General features: G+C 41.2%; 22 protein-coding genes. 20 read left to right on the top strand and 2 right to left on the bottom strand.

The features are described from left to right. Positions 1-101 precede the first annotated feature (101 nt). The 9 genes from lpdA (at position 102) to R2I63_RS05065 (ending at position 8,845) form a co-directional block, all read left to right on the top strand. A complete protein-coding gene (gene lpdA, locus R2I63_RS05025) occupies positions 102-1,511 on the top strand; it encodes a dihydrolipoyl dehydrogenase (protein WP_316359496.1) in 1,410 nt (469 codons plus the stop codon). Between the two features lies 1 nt (position 1,512). Further along, a complete protein-coding gene (gene lipA / locus R2I63_RS05030) occupies positions 1,513-2,466 on the top strand; it encodes a lipoyl synthase (RefSeq protein WP_316359498.1) in 954 nt (317 codons plus the stop codon). Then, positions 2,459-3,334, top strand: a complete 876-nt coding sequence (locus R2I63_RS05035; RefSeq protein ID WP_316359500.1) for a HEAT repeat domain-containing protein — start codon at positions 2,459-2,461, stop codon at positions 3,332-3,334. The genes lipA and R2I63_RS05035 overlap by 8 nt, the downstream gene beginning before the upstream one ends. A gap of 75 nt (positions 3,335-3,409) precedes the next feature. Next, positions 3,410-4,699, top strand: coding sequence for a glucose-1-phosphate adenylyltransferase (gene glgC, locus R2I63_RS05040; protein ID WP_316359501.1), 1,290 nt, complete (start codon positions 3,410-3,412; stop codon positions 4,697-4,699). A gap of 169 nt (positions 4,700-4,868) precedes the next feature. Further along, on the top strand, positions 4,869-5,798 hold the full coding sequence (locus R2I63_RS05045) for an IS5 family transposase (protein ID WP_316359767.1): 930 nt from the start codon (positions 4,869-4,871) through the stop codon (positions 5,796-5,798). A gap of 111 nt (positions 5,799-5,909) precedes the next feature. Continuing rightward, positions 5,910-6,404 carry a CPBP family intramembrane glutamic endopeptidase gene (locus R2I63_RS05050; RefSeq protein ID WP_316359503.1) on the top strand — a complete coding sequence of 165 codons (495 nt, stop codon included), beginning with the start codon at positions 5,910-5,912 and terminating at the stop codon, positions 6,402-6,404. 367 nt (positions 6,405-6,771) lie between these two features. After that, on the top strand, positions 6,772-7,140 hold the full coding sequence (locus R2I63_RS05055) for an IS630 transposase-related protein (protein WP_316359504.1): 369 nt from the start codon (positions 6,772-6,774) through the stop codon (positions 7,138-7,140). Continuing rightward, on the top strand, positions 7,127-7,597 hold the full coding sequence (locus R2I63_RS05060; protein WP_316359770.1) for a transposase: 471 nt from the start codon (positions 7,127-7,129) through the stop codon (positions 7,595-7,597). Before R2I63_RS05055 ends, R2I63_RS05060 begins: the two co-directional genes overlap by 14 nt. A gap of 504 nt (positions 7,598-8,101) precedes the next feature. Continuing rightward, positions 8,102-8,845: a metallophosphoesterase gene (locus tag R2I63_RS05065; RefSeq protein WP_316359506.1), complete on the top strand. Its 744-nt coding sequence runs from the start codon at positions 8,102-8,104 to the stop codon at positions 8,843-8,845. On the opposite strand, the gene R2I63_RS05070 is transcribed toward R2I63_RS05065, so the two are convergent. Then, a complete protein-coding gene (locus R2I63_RS05070; protein ID WP_316359508.1) occupies positions 8,826-9,812 on the bottom strand; it encodes a hypothetical protein in 987 nt (328 codons plus the stop codon). The genes R2I63_RS05065 and R2I63_RS05070 overlap by 20 nt on opposite strands. A 180-nt stretch (positions 9,813-9,992) precedes the next feature. On the opposite strand from R2I63_RS05070, the gene R2I63_RS05075 reads away from it, so the two are divergent. From R2I63_RS05075 to R2I63_RS05130, 11 genes are all read left to right on the top strand, one after another. Then, on the top strand, positions 9,993-10,691 hold the full coding sequence (locus R2I63_RS05075; RefSeq protein WP_316359511.1) for a glycosyltransferase family 32 protein: 699 nt from the start codon (positions 9,993-9,995) through the stop codon (positions 10,689-10,691). A gap of 15 nt (positions 10,692-10,706) precedes the next feature. Continuing rightward, positions 10,707-11,396: a glycosyltransferase family 32 protein gene (locus tag R2I63_RS05080; RefSeq protein ID WP_316359513.1), complete on the top strand. Its 690-nt coding sequence runs from the start codon at positions 10,707-10,709 to the stop codon at positions 11,394-11,396. An 8-nt stretch (positions 11,397-11,404) separates the two neighbouring features. Further along, positions 11,405-11,695, top strand: a complete 291-nt coding sequence (locus R2I63_RS05085) for a hypothetical protein (RefSeq protein WP_316359516.1) — start codon at positions 11,405-11,407, stop codon at positions 11,693-11,695. Continuing rightward, the gene (locus R2I63_RS05090) at positions 11,673-12,041 is read left to right on the top strand and encodes an IS630 transposase-related protein (protein WP_316356278.1); all 369 of its coding nucleotides are present in this window, start codon (positions 11,673-11,675) and stop codon (positions 12,039-12,041) included. The genes R2I63_RS05085 and R2I63_RS05090 overlap by 23 nt, the downstream gene beginning before the upstream one ends. Then, complete coding sequence (locus tag R2I63_RS05095) at positions 12,028-12,498, top strand: IS630 family transposase (protein WP_316359746.1); 471 nt, start codon at positions 12,028-12,030, stop codon at positions 12,496-12,498. The genes R2I63_RS05090 and R2I63_RS05095 overlap by 14 nt, the downstream gene beginning before the upstream one ends. Further along, on the top strand, positions 12,459-12,983 hold the full coding sequence (locus R2I63_RS05100; protein ID WP_316359518.1) for a hypothetical protein: 525 nt from the start codon (positions 12,459-12,461) through the stop codon (positions 12,981-12,983). The genes R2I63_RS05095 and R2I63_RS05100 overlap by 40 nt, the downstream gene beginning before the upstream one ends. A 22-nt stretch (positions 12,984-13,005) precedes the next feature. After that, the gene (locus R2I63_RS05105; protein WP_316359520.1) at positions 13,006-13,503 is read left to right on the top strand and encodes a hypothetical protein; all 498 of its coding nucleotides are present in this window, start codon (positions 13,006-13,008) and stop codon (positions 13,501-13,503) included. Next, positions 13,457-13,894, top strand: a complete 438-nt coding sequence (locus R2I63_RS05110; RefSeq protein ID WP_316359522.1) for an OPT/YSL family transporter — start codon at positions 13,457-13,459, stop codon at positions 13,892-13,894. Before R2I63_RS05105 ends, R2I63_RS05110 begins: the two co-directional genes overlap by 47 nt. A 123-nt stretch (positions 13,895-14,017) precedes the next feature. Further along, a complete protein-coding gene (locus R2I63_RS05115) occupies positions 14,018-14,362 on the top strand; it encodes a transposase (protein WP_338140842.1) in 345 nt (114 codons plus the stop codon). A gap of 199 nt (positions 14,363-14,561) precedes the next feature. Further along, on the top strand, positions 14,562-15,110 hold the full coding sequence (locus tag R2I63_RS05125) for a PilW family protein (protein WP_316359523.1): 549 nt from the start codon (positions 14,562-14,564) through the stop codon (positions 15,108-15,110). Beyond that, on the top strand, positions 15,107-15,979 hold the full coding sequence (locus R2I63_RS05130; RefSeq protein WP_316359526.1) for a hypothetical protein: 873 nt from the start codon (positions 15,107-15,109) through the stop codon (positions 15,977-15,979). The genes R2I63_RS05125 and R2I63_RS05130 overlap by 4 nt, the downstream gene beginning before the upstream one ends. On the opposite strand, the gene R2I63_RS05135 is transcribed toward R2I63_RS05130, so the two are convergent. Then, complete coding sequence (locus tag R2I63_RS05135; RefSeq protein WP_316359529.1) at positions 15,960-17,102, bottom strand: sensor histidine kinase; 1,143 nt, start codon at positions 17,100-17,102, stop codon at positions 15,960-15,962. The genes R2I63_RS05130 and R2I63_RS05135 overlap by 20 nt on opposite strands. Positions 17,103-17,190 lie beyond the last annotated feature (88 nt).

Consider the following 17,190-nt stretch of genomic DNA (forward strand, 5'->3'; position numbering starts at 1 on the left):
TCCCTTCATAGGGAAAGTAAAATATGGGCCTGCCTTGAAAGGCCATTTACATTTTGGCAGAATAGAGGTACAATTAGGTCTATCAATTTTAGGAGAAAGGAATGACTGGAAAGCAAAAGTTTGACTTAGCTGTAATCGGCGCTGGACCGGGTGGTTATGTCGCTGCGATTAAAGCCGCGCAGATGGGGAAGAAGGTTGCCCTTATCGAGAAAGAGTATCTAGGGGGAACCTGTTTGAATGTTGGGTGTATCCCTTCAAAGTCTCTTCTTTCGAATGCAAGCATTTTCAATAAGATTAAGCACGCTGAGGATTTTGGAATCAAAGCAGAAAATGTCACATTCGACTATGGAAAAATGAAAGAGAGAAAAGACCAAGTCGTCAGCAAAATCCGAGGAAGCCTCGGTGGATTATTGAAATCAAATGGCATTACAATTTTCCAGGGAATGGCTCAGTTCCAGTCACCAAAAGAATTAAAAGTTAAGGGAGAGGACAGTGCTCTCATCCATGCAGAGAAAATTATTATTGCAACAGGCTCTGAGCCCATTGACATCCCAGCCTTCCCTTGTGAACACAACACAATTCTAAACTCAACCTCTGCACTCGAACTCACCGAGCTTCCAAAATCAATGGCCATCATTGGCGGCGGGTATATCGGATGTGAATTTGCTTCCCTTTTTGCAGAGTTTGGGGTGAAGGTTACGATTATTGAAGCCCTCCCAGCAATTGTTGCAGCGCAGGGAAAAACAATTTCTGATGCACTCACCGCTGCATTCACTAAAAGAGGAATTGAACTCAAAACACATACGGCTGTTGAGAAAGTTGAAAAGAAGGAAAATGGTCTTATTGTTCACTTCAAGGGAGGAGACTCTCTCGAAGTCGAAAAGGCTATTGTTTCCGTGGGCAGACGTCTAAATTCAGAGGGGCTCGGTCTCGAAAAAGCGGGTCTAAAGCCCGGACCTAAAGGGGCTATCGAAGTCAACGATAAAATGGAAACCCATGTTCCGGGGATCTATGCAATCGGAGATATTACAGCAATTGCAATGCTTGCTCATGTTGCCTCTCACCAAGGGATTGTTGCCGCAGCAAATGCTTGCGGACAAGAAGCACACCTTCATTACAACGCCATCCCCGCAGTAATTTTTACCCACCCAGAAATTGCAATGGTTGGGCTTACTGCTGAAGAAGCTAAAGAAAAAGGACTCAACATTCGCGTTGGGACTTTCCCTTTTCAGGCTCTTGGAAAGTCGATAGCAACCAATGAAACTGATGGATTTGCGCAAGTGATTTCTGATCAAAATACAGGTGAAATTTATGGCGCACAGGTCATTGGGCACGAAGCATCGGCAATGATTGCTGAGATGGCTCTTGCGATAAATAACGAACTCACCTTAGATTGCGTTACAGATACAATTCATGCACATCCTACAATTCCTGAGGCGTGGCTTGAGGCATCTCTCCTTGCAAATGAGACCCCCATCCATTTCCCTCCAAAGATAAAACCTAGAGGATAGTTTGACTAAGGAGCTGTTCGACAACCGCCCAAAAAAGCCCAAGCTTAATCGCCTTCCAGAAAACCCCGATGGAGCAATGGGACGGTTTCCTTCTTGGCTACACCGAAAGCTCCCGCGTGGGAAAGAGCTTTTTCAAACGAATGAAATCTTGAAAAAGAGTGGGCTAAGTACTGTTTGCGAAGAGGCAAAATGTCCTAACCGTTTAGAATGCTATTCTAATAAAACAGCAACTTTTTTAGCTCTTGGAAGCGCTTGTACACGAGCTTGTGGGTTCTGCGACATCGACTTTGCAAAAAACCCCAAAGCGCCAGAGGTTGACGAGCCCATGCGGATTGCACAATCGGCAAAGGTATTGGGACTGCGCCATATCGTGATCACAATGGTGGCACGTGACGATCTTCCTGACCAAGGAGCAAACCATATTACTAAAATTATTCAGACAATTCATCAAGAAAATGTCGGGGCAACAGTCGAAGTATTGACTTCAGACTTTTCAGGTGATGAAAAGCTCCTTGATATTGTCATCGATGCAAAACCTGAAATCTTTAACCACAATATTGAAACAGTCAGACGAATGACGCCGCGCGTGCGCCATAAAGCCACATACGAAAGAACGCTTGATGTCCTCCGCTATGTAAAAAGTCAAAATATCGTTCCCTTTGTAAAATCAGGAATCATGGTGGGACTCGGAGAAACACTAGATGAAGTGAAAGAAACCATTGACGATCTCCATAGTGTTGGATGCGAAATCATCACTATCGGCCAATACCTTCAGCCAAACAAGAACAAGCTCCTTGTAAAATCATTTATCACCCCCGAAGAGTTCAAAATGTTTGAGGAGTATGGACACAGTATTGGGGTGAAATATATGTACTCTGGACCTTTTGTCCGCTCGAGTTACAATGCCTCTCTATTAAAAGACAAAGCCTTTAAAGGAGAAACTTCTCATGCATGATGTGATTGACACTGTTGATATGGAAATCTTAATGCACCGCGATGCCCACTTTGGAGGCAGCTTTGAAGTCATGTTGGAATATTATGGTCAAGATGGTGTGGGAGTGATGCCAGATTTCGATATTGAGCAAATTGAATACCTCCAGAAAATTGAGCTTGATCATAAGCAAAATTTAGCCGAGGTTTACCTTCCCGATGCAGCAAAAGATAGTGTTGAGGAATCGAAAAGAATTTACCATCAGCTCCGCGAAGTTTATGACCAAAAAGGTGAAAAGCTAATCAGCGACCTTATTCTTTCTGAAGAACACCACTCAGAAAAAGAAATCCAAGCTCTTGTAGACCAGGGGAAAGACTCAGTTCCCGCCCTCATTCACCTTATTTCCTCCCGTGTGTTTTATGATCCCCTCTACCCTGGGTATGGTCGCAGCCCCATTTTTGCTGCAAAGTGCTTAGGGAAAATTCAAGATGAACGAGCGATCCCTCCTCTTTTTGAAGCACTTGGGCAGGAAAACTTTTTTACCGATGAAGAGATCATTTTAGCCTTAGTCTCCTTTGGCAATCGCTCAAAGTCCTTCCTTATTAAGCGCCTCAAACAAGAGCCTCTTTCTAAAGACAACGAATACGCAGCCATCGCCCTTTCTGGATTCCCGGAAGATGATGAGATCGCCACCGCCGCACTTGAAGTCCTTGAAAAAGAAACACCCCTCAAACGTCCTCTTTTTGCAAGTTATTTAATCTTTGCATGTTCAGACCTGACCAAAGGTTCTCTTCAAGAACGATTTATCCATGTCTCCAAAACAAAAGGTCTCTCAAAGTCGATTCAAGATGAAATGACGGTCATCATAAAAAACTGGAAGAAAACAATTTAACGAGTTTCTTCAATTCAGCCATTGATTTCCCTCCCTACTTTAGATATAGGAAGTATATAAGTTGGGAAAGGACAAGTGGCTCTAAAGAAGGGATTCAATATTACAGATCGTGTTGCGTGCGTCATACTCGCTGGAGGTCAAGGCACGCGTCTGTTCCCTTTAACGCAACATCGATGTAAACCCGCTGTAAATTTTGGTGGACGGTACCGCCTTATCGATGTCCCGATTTCTAACTCTCTCAACTCCAGAATGAATCACATCTATGTCATCTCTCAATACTTTTCCTCAAGTCTCAATCAACACATTAAGGAAACCTACCCACTAGATCAGTTTCAGGGAGGGAGCCTTAATCTTCTGACACCAGAAGAGCGCCCAGATGGGAAAATATGGTATGAAGGAACAGCAGATGCCGTGAGACAAAATATTGAAATGCTGACACAACTCCCCATTGACTACTTTCTAATCTTATCAGGCGATCAGCTTTACAATATGGACCTTCAGGCCATGGTTCAGTTTGCCTATGATAAAGATGCCGACCTCACCATTGCCTCACTTCCCGTTGATCAAATCGCAGCTCCTCGCCTAGGACTTCTTAACATCGATAAAGACTGCAATATCATTGACTTTCATGAGAAACCCAAGGATCCAGCCATTCTCAAGCAGTTCGAACTCTCAGACGACTTTGTAAAAGATCATGACATCCATTGTGGGAACCCGCCCTGTTTCTTAGCATCAATGGGAATCTATGTCTTTAAAAAGGATGTATTGATCTCTCTTCTTAAGAAAGACCTTCGTGAAGACTTTGGAAAACATATGATTCCCACTCAACTGAAGAGTGGCAAAGCCGCGGCATTCCTTTACCAGGGGTATTGGGAAGATATTGGAACAATTTCCTCCTATTATGATGCAAACCTTGCTCTGACAACCAACTCCCTTGGACTCAACCTATATAACGAAGTCCTTCCCATCTACGCCCATAATCACTACCTTCCAGGTGCAAGATTGACGGAAACTACTGTGATTGATTCCGTCATCTGCGATGGATCCGTTCTTGAAGCTGAAGAGGTCACCCATAGCATTGTTGGAGTGCGCTCTGTTGTTCGTAAAGGAACGATTATCCGCGGTTCGATCCTCCTAGGAAACAAAACCTTCACCAAAATCGATGATGCCACGCTCTCCTACGAGATCGGAGAAAACTGTTACATCGAAAAAGCTATTATCGACCAAGATGTTAAAATTGGCGACAATGTACGCCTCACCAATGAAAAGGGACTAGAAACCTACGATGGCGACGGTATCTACATCCGCGACGGCATTATTATTGTGACATCTAATACTATCATTCCAAACGACTTTGTTTTTTAATAATAATTTTAATATGCTTTGTTGCATAAATAGCTGCAGAAAATGTGATTCTTGCCTTAAGGTCAGTGAGTCTATAAAATTTTTTGTTTATGAAAACGAAAAACCATAGGCTCAAAATGACGAATAAGAAAGATTCAAACCCATCCAAAAAGAGAGAGAGATCTATCGAATCCGAAACTGGAAGCAGTATAACACTTCATTGAAAAATAGGGGGAGCATCACTTTTTGGTTTAGTCCCGAAGTTATAGAGAAGTGGTATTCCAACGAAAATTTAGGCAGTCGAGGTCGGCCAAAATTCTACTCTGATGACGCCATTCTATGTGCCTTGATGATACGCGCAGTTTTTCATTGCAAACTTCGTCAACTTCAGGGCTTTATCGAGTCACTTATTGCGATCTTAGGTCTCAACCTTAACTGCCCCCATTACTCAGTCTTCTCTCGGAGAGCCAGACATCTGAAAATCCCTTTAAAAAGGCCTCTTAAGTCAGGGGAAAGCTTGAATGTGATTTTCGATTCTACCAGATTGAAAGTTTTTGGTGAGGGTGAATGGAAAACCCGCAAGCATGGATACTCTAAAAGGAGAACATGGAGAAAACTTCATGTGGGCATGTGTGTTGATTCGAATGAGATTGTTATTGGAGCTCTGAGCTCAAATAATGTAACTGATGACGCAGCTATGGTTGAGATGATGGATTGCCTAGACGACTTCTCGTTGGGAGATGTTTACGGTGACGGGGCCTATGACACAATAGATTGTCGGATGGCCGTAGATGATCGAGGGGGAAGGCCGGTCATTCCACCACCAAAAAATGCCCGCCTTCACAAGAAAGATCCCGCTCCATGCTTGGCTCAAAGAAATACAGCTATAGAGGAAATCAGGCGAGGTGGAGAAGATGGGAGAAAGCTTTGGAAGGAGAAAGTGGGATATCATAAAAGGTCTTTGGTCGAGACTTTCATGTTCCGATTCAAGACGATTGTAGGAGACAAACCTCGCTCAAGAACCTGGGGAAATCAATTTACCGAATCTATGATAAAGCTCCAAGCTCTGAACTGTATGACCGAACTGGGTATGCCAGATAGTTATAAAGTGATAAACTGACCCACAGAAGTGGGAGGGCCAAAAAGACTTTCAATGAATTATGCAACAAAGCAAATAATAATTTTAATATGGTTATTTATTATTTGTTTTGATAAATTCATCCTAATTTAATTGGAGAAAGAAGTGATTTTATTAGAATTTCCAAAAAAGGCCCGTGATTCTTATTCGCATATCCCTGAATATAAAACAATTATGGTTGGCTTAGGTATCGGTGTTTTAAGAGTTGCCACATCGCGCCTTTGCATCAACTCTCTCCCATGGTTAAATAAACTTTTGAAACCAGCACCTATGAAATTGACTCCTGCTGCTCTAATCCCAATTGCATCAAGCCTTACTGCCCCTTTTGGTGAAGAACCTCTTTTTCGAGGGCATTTATCGAAGGAATCCAAATACCACATACTTTTAGCAAATGCTGTCGTATTTGGTGCCTTGCATGGACTCATCAGCGGTTCACCTGAATGGCGAATCTCAAGAGTTTTCATGTCTACAATTGGTGGCCTCTATTACTGCGCCGCGCAAAGTATCACCGGTGATCTTTGGGCCCCTACTATTGCTCATCTAACGTACAATGCTTTTTCATTAGCTGATGCTCTTACAAGAAACTAAATCGTATTGGAGCTTCTAAACTCTCTGAGCGCTAAAAAGATTTGATTAAAATATCTTTTATAAACTACCGTCCTGCCTCTGAAACATTCAAGAGGACGCGATCATGAGACATTTCTTTAAGATTACTTTGTTTGCTTTCCTTTTCAAATCCATAAGTTTTTTCCCAATTACCTCGTGACGAACTTTAGCGGGAATTCCGTTTCCATTGTAGATCCCGCGACACAAACCATTATAGGAACTGTGAATGACACTCTTGGCCCCTTTAGCGGCCCTTTTGTAGTGACCATCACCCCCGATGGAACCACTGTATTTGTCGCAAATAGAAACAATATAGCTAAAATATTTCGTTTTAGTTATAATTTTTTGAATGACATATTCGCTAGATTTTAGAAAAAAAGTTCTATCAATCCGAAGCAAAGAAAAATTAAGCTTTGCCCAAGTAGCAAGACGCTTTGGAGTAAGTGTAAATAGTGTGTTTCTCTGGTCTAAGAGGTTAGAGCCGAGGCGCACTAAAATCAGACCTGCAATAAAGATTGATAGAGAGATCTTGATGGAGGATATCAAGAAATACCCTGATGCCTTCAACTATGAACGAGCACATCGTCTCAACGTAAGCACTTCAGGCATTCGGTGTGCCATGAAGAGGCTAAGAATTAGCTATAAAAAAAACGCTCAACCATCCCAAGGCCTGCGAAACAAAAAGACAAATCTTTCAAGGGAAAATCGCAGAATATAAATGTTTGGGAAAGCCAATTGTACATATTGATGAAAGCGGGTTTGCCCATGATATGCCCCGCACCCACGGTTACTCCAAAATAGGACAGCGATGTTTTGGCACTCATGATTGGGGAGCAAAAGGAAGAACAAATGCAATAGGGGCATTACTTGGAACAAGCCTCCTTACACTTGCGTTATTCGAGTGCAACATTAATACAGATGCCTTTTCCATTTGGGCAGAGGAGGACTTGCTACCGAAACTTCCCTCTGAAAGTATTCTGGTTATGGATAATGCTTCATTCCATAAAAGCAAATCTATGCAAGAGAAGATCCACGCTGCAGACCATGCCTTGGAATATCTTCCTCCCTATTCCCCTGATCTAAACCCTATTGAACACAAGTGGGCACAGGCAAAGTCTAAGCGAAGAAAATATCAATGTGGAATAGACGAACTTTTCAAGGAGCACTGCCTATAACTAATTTAAGTCAATTTATCTATAACACAAAGTTAGAAATAATCTAAATAAAAAAAAAGGCTTTGTTGCATAATTCAACTCAAATCACTGAAAACAAGATATTTATATAAATATGCGAAATTTTGCAGCAAACTTATAATGAAAGACTTAGTACAGGACATTTTTTAGAACAACTCCATATGATCGTTAACAGTTAACAATTTAAGATGGTTCTGTTGCAAAAAATGGTCATATCAGAGGTCAACAATGCTATAAATGTAAATGTTGTGGGTGTAGTTTCATCTTTAGTGACAAACGTGCAAAGCCAGAAGCAGCGGCTAAAAGAGCTGTTAACGGCTTTAGTGCTGTCATTGTAATGAATGCTCTCGAAGCGGAGATCTTCAAGTATCCTTTCATAAAGCAATCCTTACTAACTTTTACGAACGAGATTCGTACTCCTTCTTTTCATTAAAACAACAGTATCGTACTCTGGGAGATATTCAGAGAAATAAGAGACTTCATCTTTTGAAAATATGGGCTTTAGCTGATCTTCACCTCCCCTTTGGTTCTTCCGGGAAAAACATGGAAGTATTTGGTCCTGCTTGGGAAAATTATACTGCTCGTATTGAAGAAAACTGGAAGAAACACGTGGGCGATGAGGATCTGATGCTTATTGCTGGAGACATTTCTTGGGCGATGAAGCTCGAAGATGCAATGAAAGATCTAGGGTGGATTGATGCGCTTCCCGGCAAAAAAGTGATTCTGAAAGGAAACCATGACTATTGGTGGCCTTCGAACAAAAAGCTTGCTGAGATTCTTCCCCCCTCTATTCAGTTTGTAAACAATACCGCCATCACGATTGGAGATGTGACAATTGGAGGGGTCCGTCTTTGGGATAGCCCAGAATACACCTTCAAAGACTACATCACCTTTGTAGAAAATCCTTTGGCAAAAGAAAAACCCTTAGACCTGGAAAAATCGAAACGAATTTTTGAAAGAGACCTTCAACGCTTGAGAATAAGTCTAGAGCAGATGGACCGAAAAGCAAACTACCGCATTGTAATGACCCACTATCCTCCAATCAGCGCCGACCTTCAAGATTCACAAACCTCAAAAATTTTAGAAGAATTTAACATCAATGTTTGTGTATTTGGTCACTTGCATAATGTGAAGAAAGAGCGCTCTCTTTTCGGGGAAAAGAATCAGATTCTATACTTATTTACCGCTGCAGATTATTTAGGATTTGACCCTATGCTGGTGAGAGGGTAACAATACCGCGCAACACTTGAAGAGCCTCATCATCGGAGCCGATTACTTCCTTGAAATCCTTTCCCTCTTGCCCTTCTAAAAGCTCTGTGACCAACATTTCTTCTTTTTCTTTTTCGATCGCATTGAAATATTCAGTAGTAAGAAGCAACAGCTCTCGCAAATCCTCTCGTGTTTCGACTCTGTCAAGGGCTTGGGAGTAGGCCATTTGGAATTGTTCTGTTTCTTCGACATGAATCAGGTAGTGAAGTGTCTCGAAAAGAAGATAAAGTTCAGGCTCTTCTTTCAGCAAAGTTAACAGCCGTTCAACCATTATTTTCCCCTCTTCAGGATCGGCTGCAGTCACAAGTCGCACACGAATAAGATCAAACCATCTCTCGTTATCAATATATGGATAAAAGCCCTCGAGAAGTTCCGATGCAAGCGTATTATTTTCTGCATCGATTAGGTGCGATGTATATTCATAAATAAAAATTTCTAAATCATGACAAGAAAAAGCAGAAAAGAAATGGTAACCATCTTTAGCATCCCCCCCTTCATCAACATTGTCATCAAGAATCATTTGAAAACTGGAAAGGGCTGCTTGCAGTTCATCTTCAATCTCAAGCTTTCCCTCTTCATACTGCTCAATCAGATGATCAAACTCATCGACAAACAGAGAAAGAGATTGTTTATGGGGGGCTAAGCGACGCCAAAGTTCGAATACAAAAAGATAAACTTGCTCATGTTTTTCATAATTTTCCTCCAGATAAAGACAGTCAGCCAAATCTTCTGGAGAGTCGCACTCTTCAACATAAAGAAGAAAATTTTCTTCACTTAGAAAAATCTCCATGTTTTCAAGTCTTTGGAACAACTCCTCCTGAGAAAGATCTCGATAGTTTTCTACCTGCCACTGCTCCACTTCCACTGCAGGATCTTGTTTCAAGTTCATCTGAAGTAGGTTATAGAGAGCTCGCCCTTGATATGTCATTGCGTCCTCTGGTGATCTTGCATAATTTTCTAATTAGTTGAAGGGGGGAAATTATTCAAATAAAAAAGTTTTAATAAGCCAATTATACACTCACAACAGATAAGTGTCAAATTAGATTTGAGAAAAAAAATTTCTTTTGTTACCCAGAGATTAAGTATATCTATAAAAATTATGGTCATCATGATCCCTAAAAAACTCCATTTCACCTACAAAACAGACAATCTTCCAAAAATCTATAAAGAAAACCTTAAGCGATGGCAAGCCTATTGCCCTGATTGGGAGATGATCCTCCACACAGATCGGAAAGTCCTTAAATTCTTTGAAAGACATTTTCCGCAATACTCCAACGATATTAAGAAAATTAGACAGGGCGTGGTTTTGGCTGATCTATTTCGGTATGGGGTTTTGTATATTTTTGGGGGAATGTACAACGATATCGACACGATACCACTCAACCCTATTCCTGATGAGTGGCTTACTCTTGAAAGTGTTATTAGCTATGAATATCAACCTTCCAAGTTTGAATGTAGTCCCGTTCCCAGTTACTTAACCGATACCCTTTGCCAGTGGTCATTCCTAGCAAAACCCAAACATCCTATTTTTAAAGAAGCTCTCGACAAGGGTATGGAAAATTTGAAAGAAAAAAACTTCGAGCTAAAGCATGAAAGGGATGTATTAACAGCGACAGGCCCCTTGCTTTTCACTGAAATCGCAACCAAGTACCTAGACACGCCTGAGGTTTTGTTTCTAGACATGGACGTATTTGCGCCTATCCACTTGAAAACGCCCAATCTCTCCAACTGTATCGTCTTTCATCAATTCCATGGGAGATCAGGATGGAAGCTAGAATTTCAGTGCCCTCAAATTAAACTATTGTAATAGTGAGATAGCTTCATGGTTCCCAAGAAACTTCATTTTACCTACAAAACAGAGCATCCACCCGAAAAGTTCCAGAAAAATCTCAATGTATGGAAAAAGATGTGTCCCGATTGGGAAATGCATTATTACTCAGACGCAAAGATCTTTGATTTCTTTAAAGTGCACTTTCCAGAATATCTTTCCGATCTATCGAAAATTACATTAGGTGCAGTCCTGGCAGATGTTTTCCGCTATGCCGTTTTATATATCGATGGAGGCATGTATACCGATATTGATACAATTCCCCTAAAGAAAATCCCCAAAGATTGGCTCAGCTACCAAACAGTCCTTGGATACGAATTCCAATTAGGAAAGGGCGTAGCAGATTTCCGATATAAACATAACGTGATTTGCCAATGGACAATGCTCTCGGCTCCTAAAAACCCTCTATTTAAAAAAGCTCTCGAAAAATGCATCAAAAACTTAAGAGACATCAATTTCCATTTCTCGGTCTCAAGACAGGTACTCCATGCTACAGGCCCCCTTCTATTCACATCTATCGCAAGCGACTATCTCCAATTAGATCAGACTCTTGTTTTAGACATGGAAATTTTTGGATCATTTCCCGAAACTCTTCCTATTTCTAAAAGAAGTGTTGTTGAACATCAATACCATGGAGAACACGGATGGACTTTGGGCATCAAGTTTCCTAACCTTAGGTTGTAAGTAGATTCATGATCCCTAAAAAACTCCACTTTACCTACAAAACTAAAGCCCTTCCCGATAAATACTCTGAAAATATTGCCGTATGGAAACAGACCTGTCCCGATTGGGAATTCAATTTTTATACAGACGCTGACATCGCTTCATTTTTTAACACCTACTTTCCGCAGTATTCGCATGACATCTCCCAGATCAAATTAGGTGTGATCCTTTCTGATGTTTTTCGCTATGGAGTCCTATATATAGCTAAAATATTTCGTTTTAGTTATAATTTTTTGAATGACATATTCGCTAGATTTTAGAAAAAAAGTTCTATCAATCCGAAGCAAAGAAAAATTAAGCTTTGCCCAAGTAGCAAGACGCTTTGGAGTAAGTGTAAATAGTGTGTTTCTCTGGTCTAAGAGGTTAGAGCCGAGGCGCACTAAAATCAGACCTGCAATAAAGATTGATAGAGAGATCTTGATGGAGGATATCAAGAAATACCCTGATGCCTTCAACTATGAACGAGCACATCGTCTCAACGTAAGCACTTCAGGCATTCGGTGTGCCATGAAGAGGTTAAGAATTAGCTATAAAAAAAACTCTCAACCATCCCAAGGCCTGCGAAACAAAAAGACAAATCTTTCAAGGAAAAATCGCAGAATATAAACGTTTGGGAAAGCCAATTGTATATATTGATGAAAGCGGGTTTGCCCATGATATGCCCCGCACCCACGGTTACTCCAAAATAGGACAGCGATGTTTTGGCACTCATGATTGGGGAGCAAAAGGAAGAACAAATGCAATAGGGGCATTACTTGGAACAAGCCTCCTTACACTTGCGTTATTCGAGTGCAATATTAATACAGACGCCTTTTCCATTTGGGCAGAGGAGGACTTGCTACCGAAACTTCCCTCTGAAAGTATTCTGGTTATGGATAATGCTTCATTCCATAAAAGCAAATCTATGCAAGAGAAGATCCAGGCTGCAGGCCATACCTTGGAATATCTTCCTCCCTATTCCCCTGATCTAAACCCTATTGAACACAAGTGGGCACAGGCAAAGTCTAAGCGAAGAAAATATCAATGTGGAATAGACGAACTTTTCAAGGAGTACTGCCTATAACTAATTTAAGTCACTTTAGCTATATCTTCGGTGGACTCTATTCAGATATCGATACAACGCCTACTTGCTCCCTTCCAAAAGATTGGCTCAATGATTCACTAGTGCTTGGATATGAACATGAAACAGACAAACTAAACAAGGGAACATGGTATGATAGCAATGTGATCTGTCAGTGGTCCATGCTTGCTAAGCCTCGCCACCCCCTCTTTAAAGAAGCTCTTGAAAAAGGACTTGAAAATTTGAGAAAAACAAAGTTCTTTTTCGAAGATATTAAGGATGTCCTCCACGCGACAGGTCCTCTTTTTTTTACACCACTCGCAAAAAAATACCTATCTCTTCCAGAAACACGCCTCCTCGAAATGGAAGTATTTGGAAGTATTCCTAAACAGTTTCCTCCGACTGATAAAAGCATTATCCTCCATCAATTTGATGGTCAATATGGATGGACGGTCAACCTAAAATGTCCATTTATTGATCTCCGTTGATCATTCTGCTACTCTCTCTTTCATGAATGTTCGGTATAAACGTCCTTTTGTCCTCATTGAGGTTTTAATTGCGATCGCCCTGCTAGCTCTCTGTGCTTTTCCTTTGATTTCCGAACCCCTTTTTTCTCAAAAAACAATGCGGAAAAAATTCTTTGAACTTGAGCTCGAAAGGGAAGCTGAAAAAATCTACTATGAAACTCTAAAAACCCCCCTAATATTTTCAGAAATTCCCAAGAAGGGCTCTAAAAACACCAAAACCTCTTCCTTAGAAGTTTCAATCACAGGGCTCGGAAAAAAAAACTATAAAACTCTCTCTTCTATTTATCATTGCGCAAAAGAGACCCATAAAAGCGACTTCTATAAAATCCACCTTGAGGTTTGTTTTATAGATGGCAACGACAAAGATCATCCGTTCAAATATAGGTTTGAATTTGTGGGGGAAAAAGTGGCCAAAAAAAACCCTCATCAGGAAAGTGAAGGAACATCTAGCAGCATTCAAACCCTTTATCAAAGCAAGTGAAAAACAAACCGAGTTTTCTATTCGTGCGCTTATTCTGGGAATTTTACTCAGTCTTCTCTTTGCCATAGGAAATGCATATTTAGGCCTCAAAGTGGGAATGACAATCTCTGCATCGATTCCCACTACAGTCTTATCCATGGCTATTTTGCGCATCTTTTTTCGAAAAGTCGGAATTTTAGAAAACAATATAGTCCAAACTGTCGCCTCGGTTGGAGAGGGACTCGCTGGAGGAGTTATCTTCACCGTTCCGGCTCTTTTCCTTTTAGGTGTTACCTCCGCCATTCCCCACATCTTTATTTTGGCACTTTTAGGAGGGATTTTAGGGGTCCTTTTCATGATTCCCATGTGCCGTTACATTATTGTTCAGGAACAGCCTGTGCAGAAATTTTAAAAGCTGGAGAAAGTAATGCCCTGCATGCAAGCCTTGCGATTTGGGGAATTATTGTTGGAGCAATTTACAAAGTCCTGAATAACGCTCTGTACCTAAGGAAATGAGAGATTACAAGTAGAGCCTCTGCTTGAAAGAGTAAGTAAGCAGATAAAAATCTTCCAAAAAGAGACAGGAAGGCTTCCCATATTCGAGGCAGATAAAGGTTATGATGCAAGTGCACTAAGGGTAAAATTGTTAAGACGGAATATTTATCCGATTATAGCCAAAAGGAAGATGGGGGAACATCCAGAAGATAAGAAAATTGCGTCTTGGATTCGAAGGAAGCGATGGCAAGTAGAAAGGGCAATATCATGGCTTCAAAGAAAGTTCAGACGACTTGTTGTGCGTTGGGAAAGAAAATTAGATTACTGGAAAGGATTTTTGAATTTTAGCCTTATCAAATACTGGGTGGACAGATTATCGGGATAGGCTCACAGGAGGTTGAGCAAGGATTATGAAGTTTATCCTAAAAATAGCGAAACTTGGATCAAAATAGCCATGATTAATATTTTGGTTCACAGGCTAAAACCTGGGTAACTTGACTTTTTGGACACCCTCTAAGCAGCTATTTGGGCTGGCGAGCTGCCAAAACAGACAAATAAAACCAAATCATTTATCCTCCTTCTCCATGAAAAAACACGCTTTTACACTGATGGAGCTCATGATTGCCCTTTCCCTGGCTGTGATCGTCTTGGGAGTTATCTTCTCATCGCTTTATCAGAACTCAGTCCTTAATGTAAAGCAAAAGAACGGGGCCGCTATAGTGATGCAAAAGGTCCATATCCAAGAACGTCTCGATCAAATCTTCGCCAACATTTCAGATAAAGAGAAGCAATCTATTTACACAGATAAAAAAGGGGACCTCCATTTCCAGTTTGACCATGGAATTGACCCCGAGCCAGAATTTTGTGGTATGATTTGTGGAAAACTTGAACACTGCAATGGGGATCTTGTTCTCTCTTTAATGGGAGATGAAAAGGTCCGATCTGAATGCCTTTGCCCCAACGTGGAAACCTTAAACTGTGAATTCCTCACACATGACGGCCATGATGTACAAACAACTGATGCTTGGCCTGAAGAAGAAGCTAAAAAACCCCTCTACCTTAAACTATCCATAGATGATGAGTCCTATATTTTCTGGATCAACCATCAAGGAATGGAGATCCCCTTAAAATGAACCTTCTTCCATTTGTTATTGTCATCATTACCATCCTTGCACTCTTCTCAACCTCTTTTTTTGATAGACACGTCATGGAAACAAAAGAACAACAGATCTATTTAGCCTATTTTAGAGGGCTCCGTGCCGCGAGAAATCATAAGGAAGACCTAGCCTACCGCTCTCTCAAAAAGGGAGGGCAATCCCAAAGCACTAATTCCTCAAAAAAAGAACCATCAACAAAGAAAGTTGACTACTTCAGAGACGAAAAAATTGGATGGAAAAACGGACGACTTAACCTTTCTTCTTTAACTCAAGATGCTCAAAAATGGCCAGAACTCAAAGTGATTACCATTGCCTATGTCAAGGAGCTTTACTCTCACCATGCGTTTTTCCCAAAGGAAGAGAAGTTTGCTGAAAAGCTCATCGATGCCCTCATTGCAGCGTATAAGGGCACAAAGCCCCCCCTACCTTCTTTCCATGAACTAAAGTTAGAGGATCCCTTTCGTATTCCATTTTATAAAATGGTTAGAGGAACTCAAACCTATGATCTTGAAACCGATAAGGGATACCCTCCCTTTGGAGACTTCTTCACTTTTGAAGAGAGAGAAAAGCCTCCGATGTTTTTCCAAGATGCAAATACCACTTTCCTATCGATCGTCTTGGGAACCAAAAAGACACAAATCATCATTGACGAAGAGCGCAAAGAAATTCAAGAATCAGGAGTCCACCATTCGTTACTTAACAGGACCAAGCTGGAAGAGCTCCTTAACGATTCCCCTCCAAGCCCTCAACAACTCGACCTATTTGATTTCAGCAAAAAAGGTTCCCCTAGAAAACCTGGGAAACACACAGATTCAACAACTCAAATTACAGTGAGAGCCCCATAACAGGCTGGAAAGCCAACTTGAAGGTCGTCCCTTCATCAACGGTAGAGGTGACAGAGATCTTAGCATCATGCTTGGCTGCAATTACATTCACAATCGAAAGCCCAAGCCCCGCTCCACCCATTCGGCGAGAGCGCGCTTTATCAACCGTATAAAACCGCTCAAAAATCTTATCTAGGTCTTTTGAAGGAATTCCCATCCCCTTATCGGTAATGGATAGCTCAATCGAACCTCCAAAATCAGCAACAGTAATCGATAAAAATGCGGGGCTTTCTGAATACTTCACCCCATTTTCCAAAAGATTCATAATTGCCAGCTCCAGGAGGTCGGGATCGCCACTCACAAGAATATATTCCTCATTATGGAACGATTCAATTTCAATTTCAGGATGAAGGGCAAGAAGCGAATGGCTACAATTGTCAACCATTCCAACCAAATCAACTTCCTGAAGGCGCGCCTTAGGGAGGTAATCGAGGTCTGCTAGAGTGAGGAGGTTTTTCACTAGGTTATCCATCCTCTGGCAATTCCGCACAATTTTCTCTGTAAACTCAGTGAGCATAGCGTCTGAAATTTCAGGAAGATCATACATTGTCTCAGCAAATCCCTTAATGATTGTGATGGGGGTTCGAAGCTCGTGGGAGGCATTCGCAACAAAATCTTTTCCAAGCTGTTTCTTCTGATACTCACCTGTACTATCTAGAAGTGTTGCCAAGATTTTCTTCTTCGTCTCAAGAACCTTAAGATCCAGCTCAATCCCTCCAAGCACCACCCTTTGAGGAAGCTTAGTCTCCTGTATCCGTTTCAATAGGGGGGAGCTTTCCCTCAAGCGTGGATGATCAAAAAAGGACGTTCCTACCAGGGATCTTTTATCTTGCTTAAGAAACACCCCTCCCTTTTGATTGACCTCATCAATATTACCTTCCCAATCAAGAATCGCAACCCCTTCGCGCAAACCATCTAGAACAGAAAGCGATTGTCGCTTCTTTTTGTTTCCTCCAAGAAGTTGAACAACAATGGTGATTCCAAACAAGACTAACAAAAGAAACCACTCAAGAAAGGCATTGTACAAACACAAAAAACTTGCACACCCAAGGGTCGATAAGAGGGAAATATAGCGTTTTTTCATCCCTCAGATGATAACAAATCAGGACATTTTGTTGAAATTTTAGCGCGCAGCTTGGTAGATTGATAGCAAAGGAAAAACGTCAATGTGA

It is taken from the genome of Candidatus Neptunochlamydia sp. REUL1 (assembly GCF_963457595.1).
Lineage (GTDB): Bacteria > Chlamydiota > Chlamydiia > Chlamydiales > Simkaniaceae > Neptunichlamydia.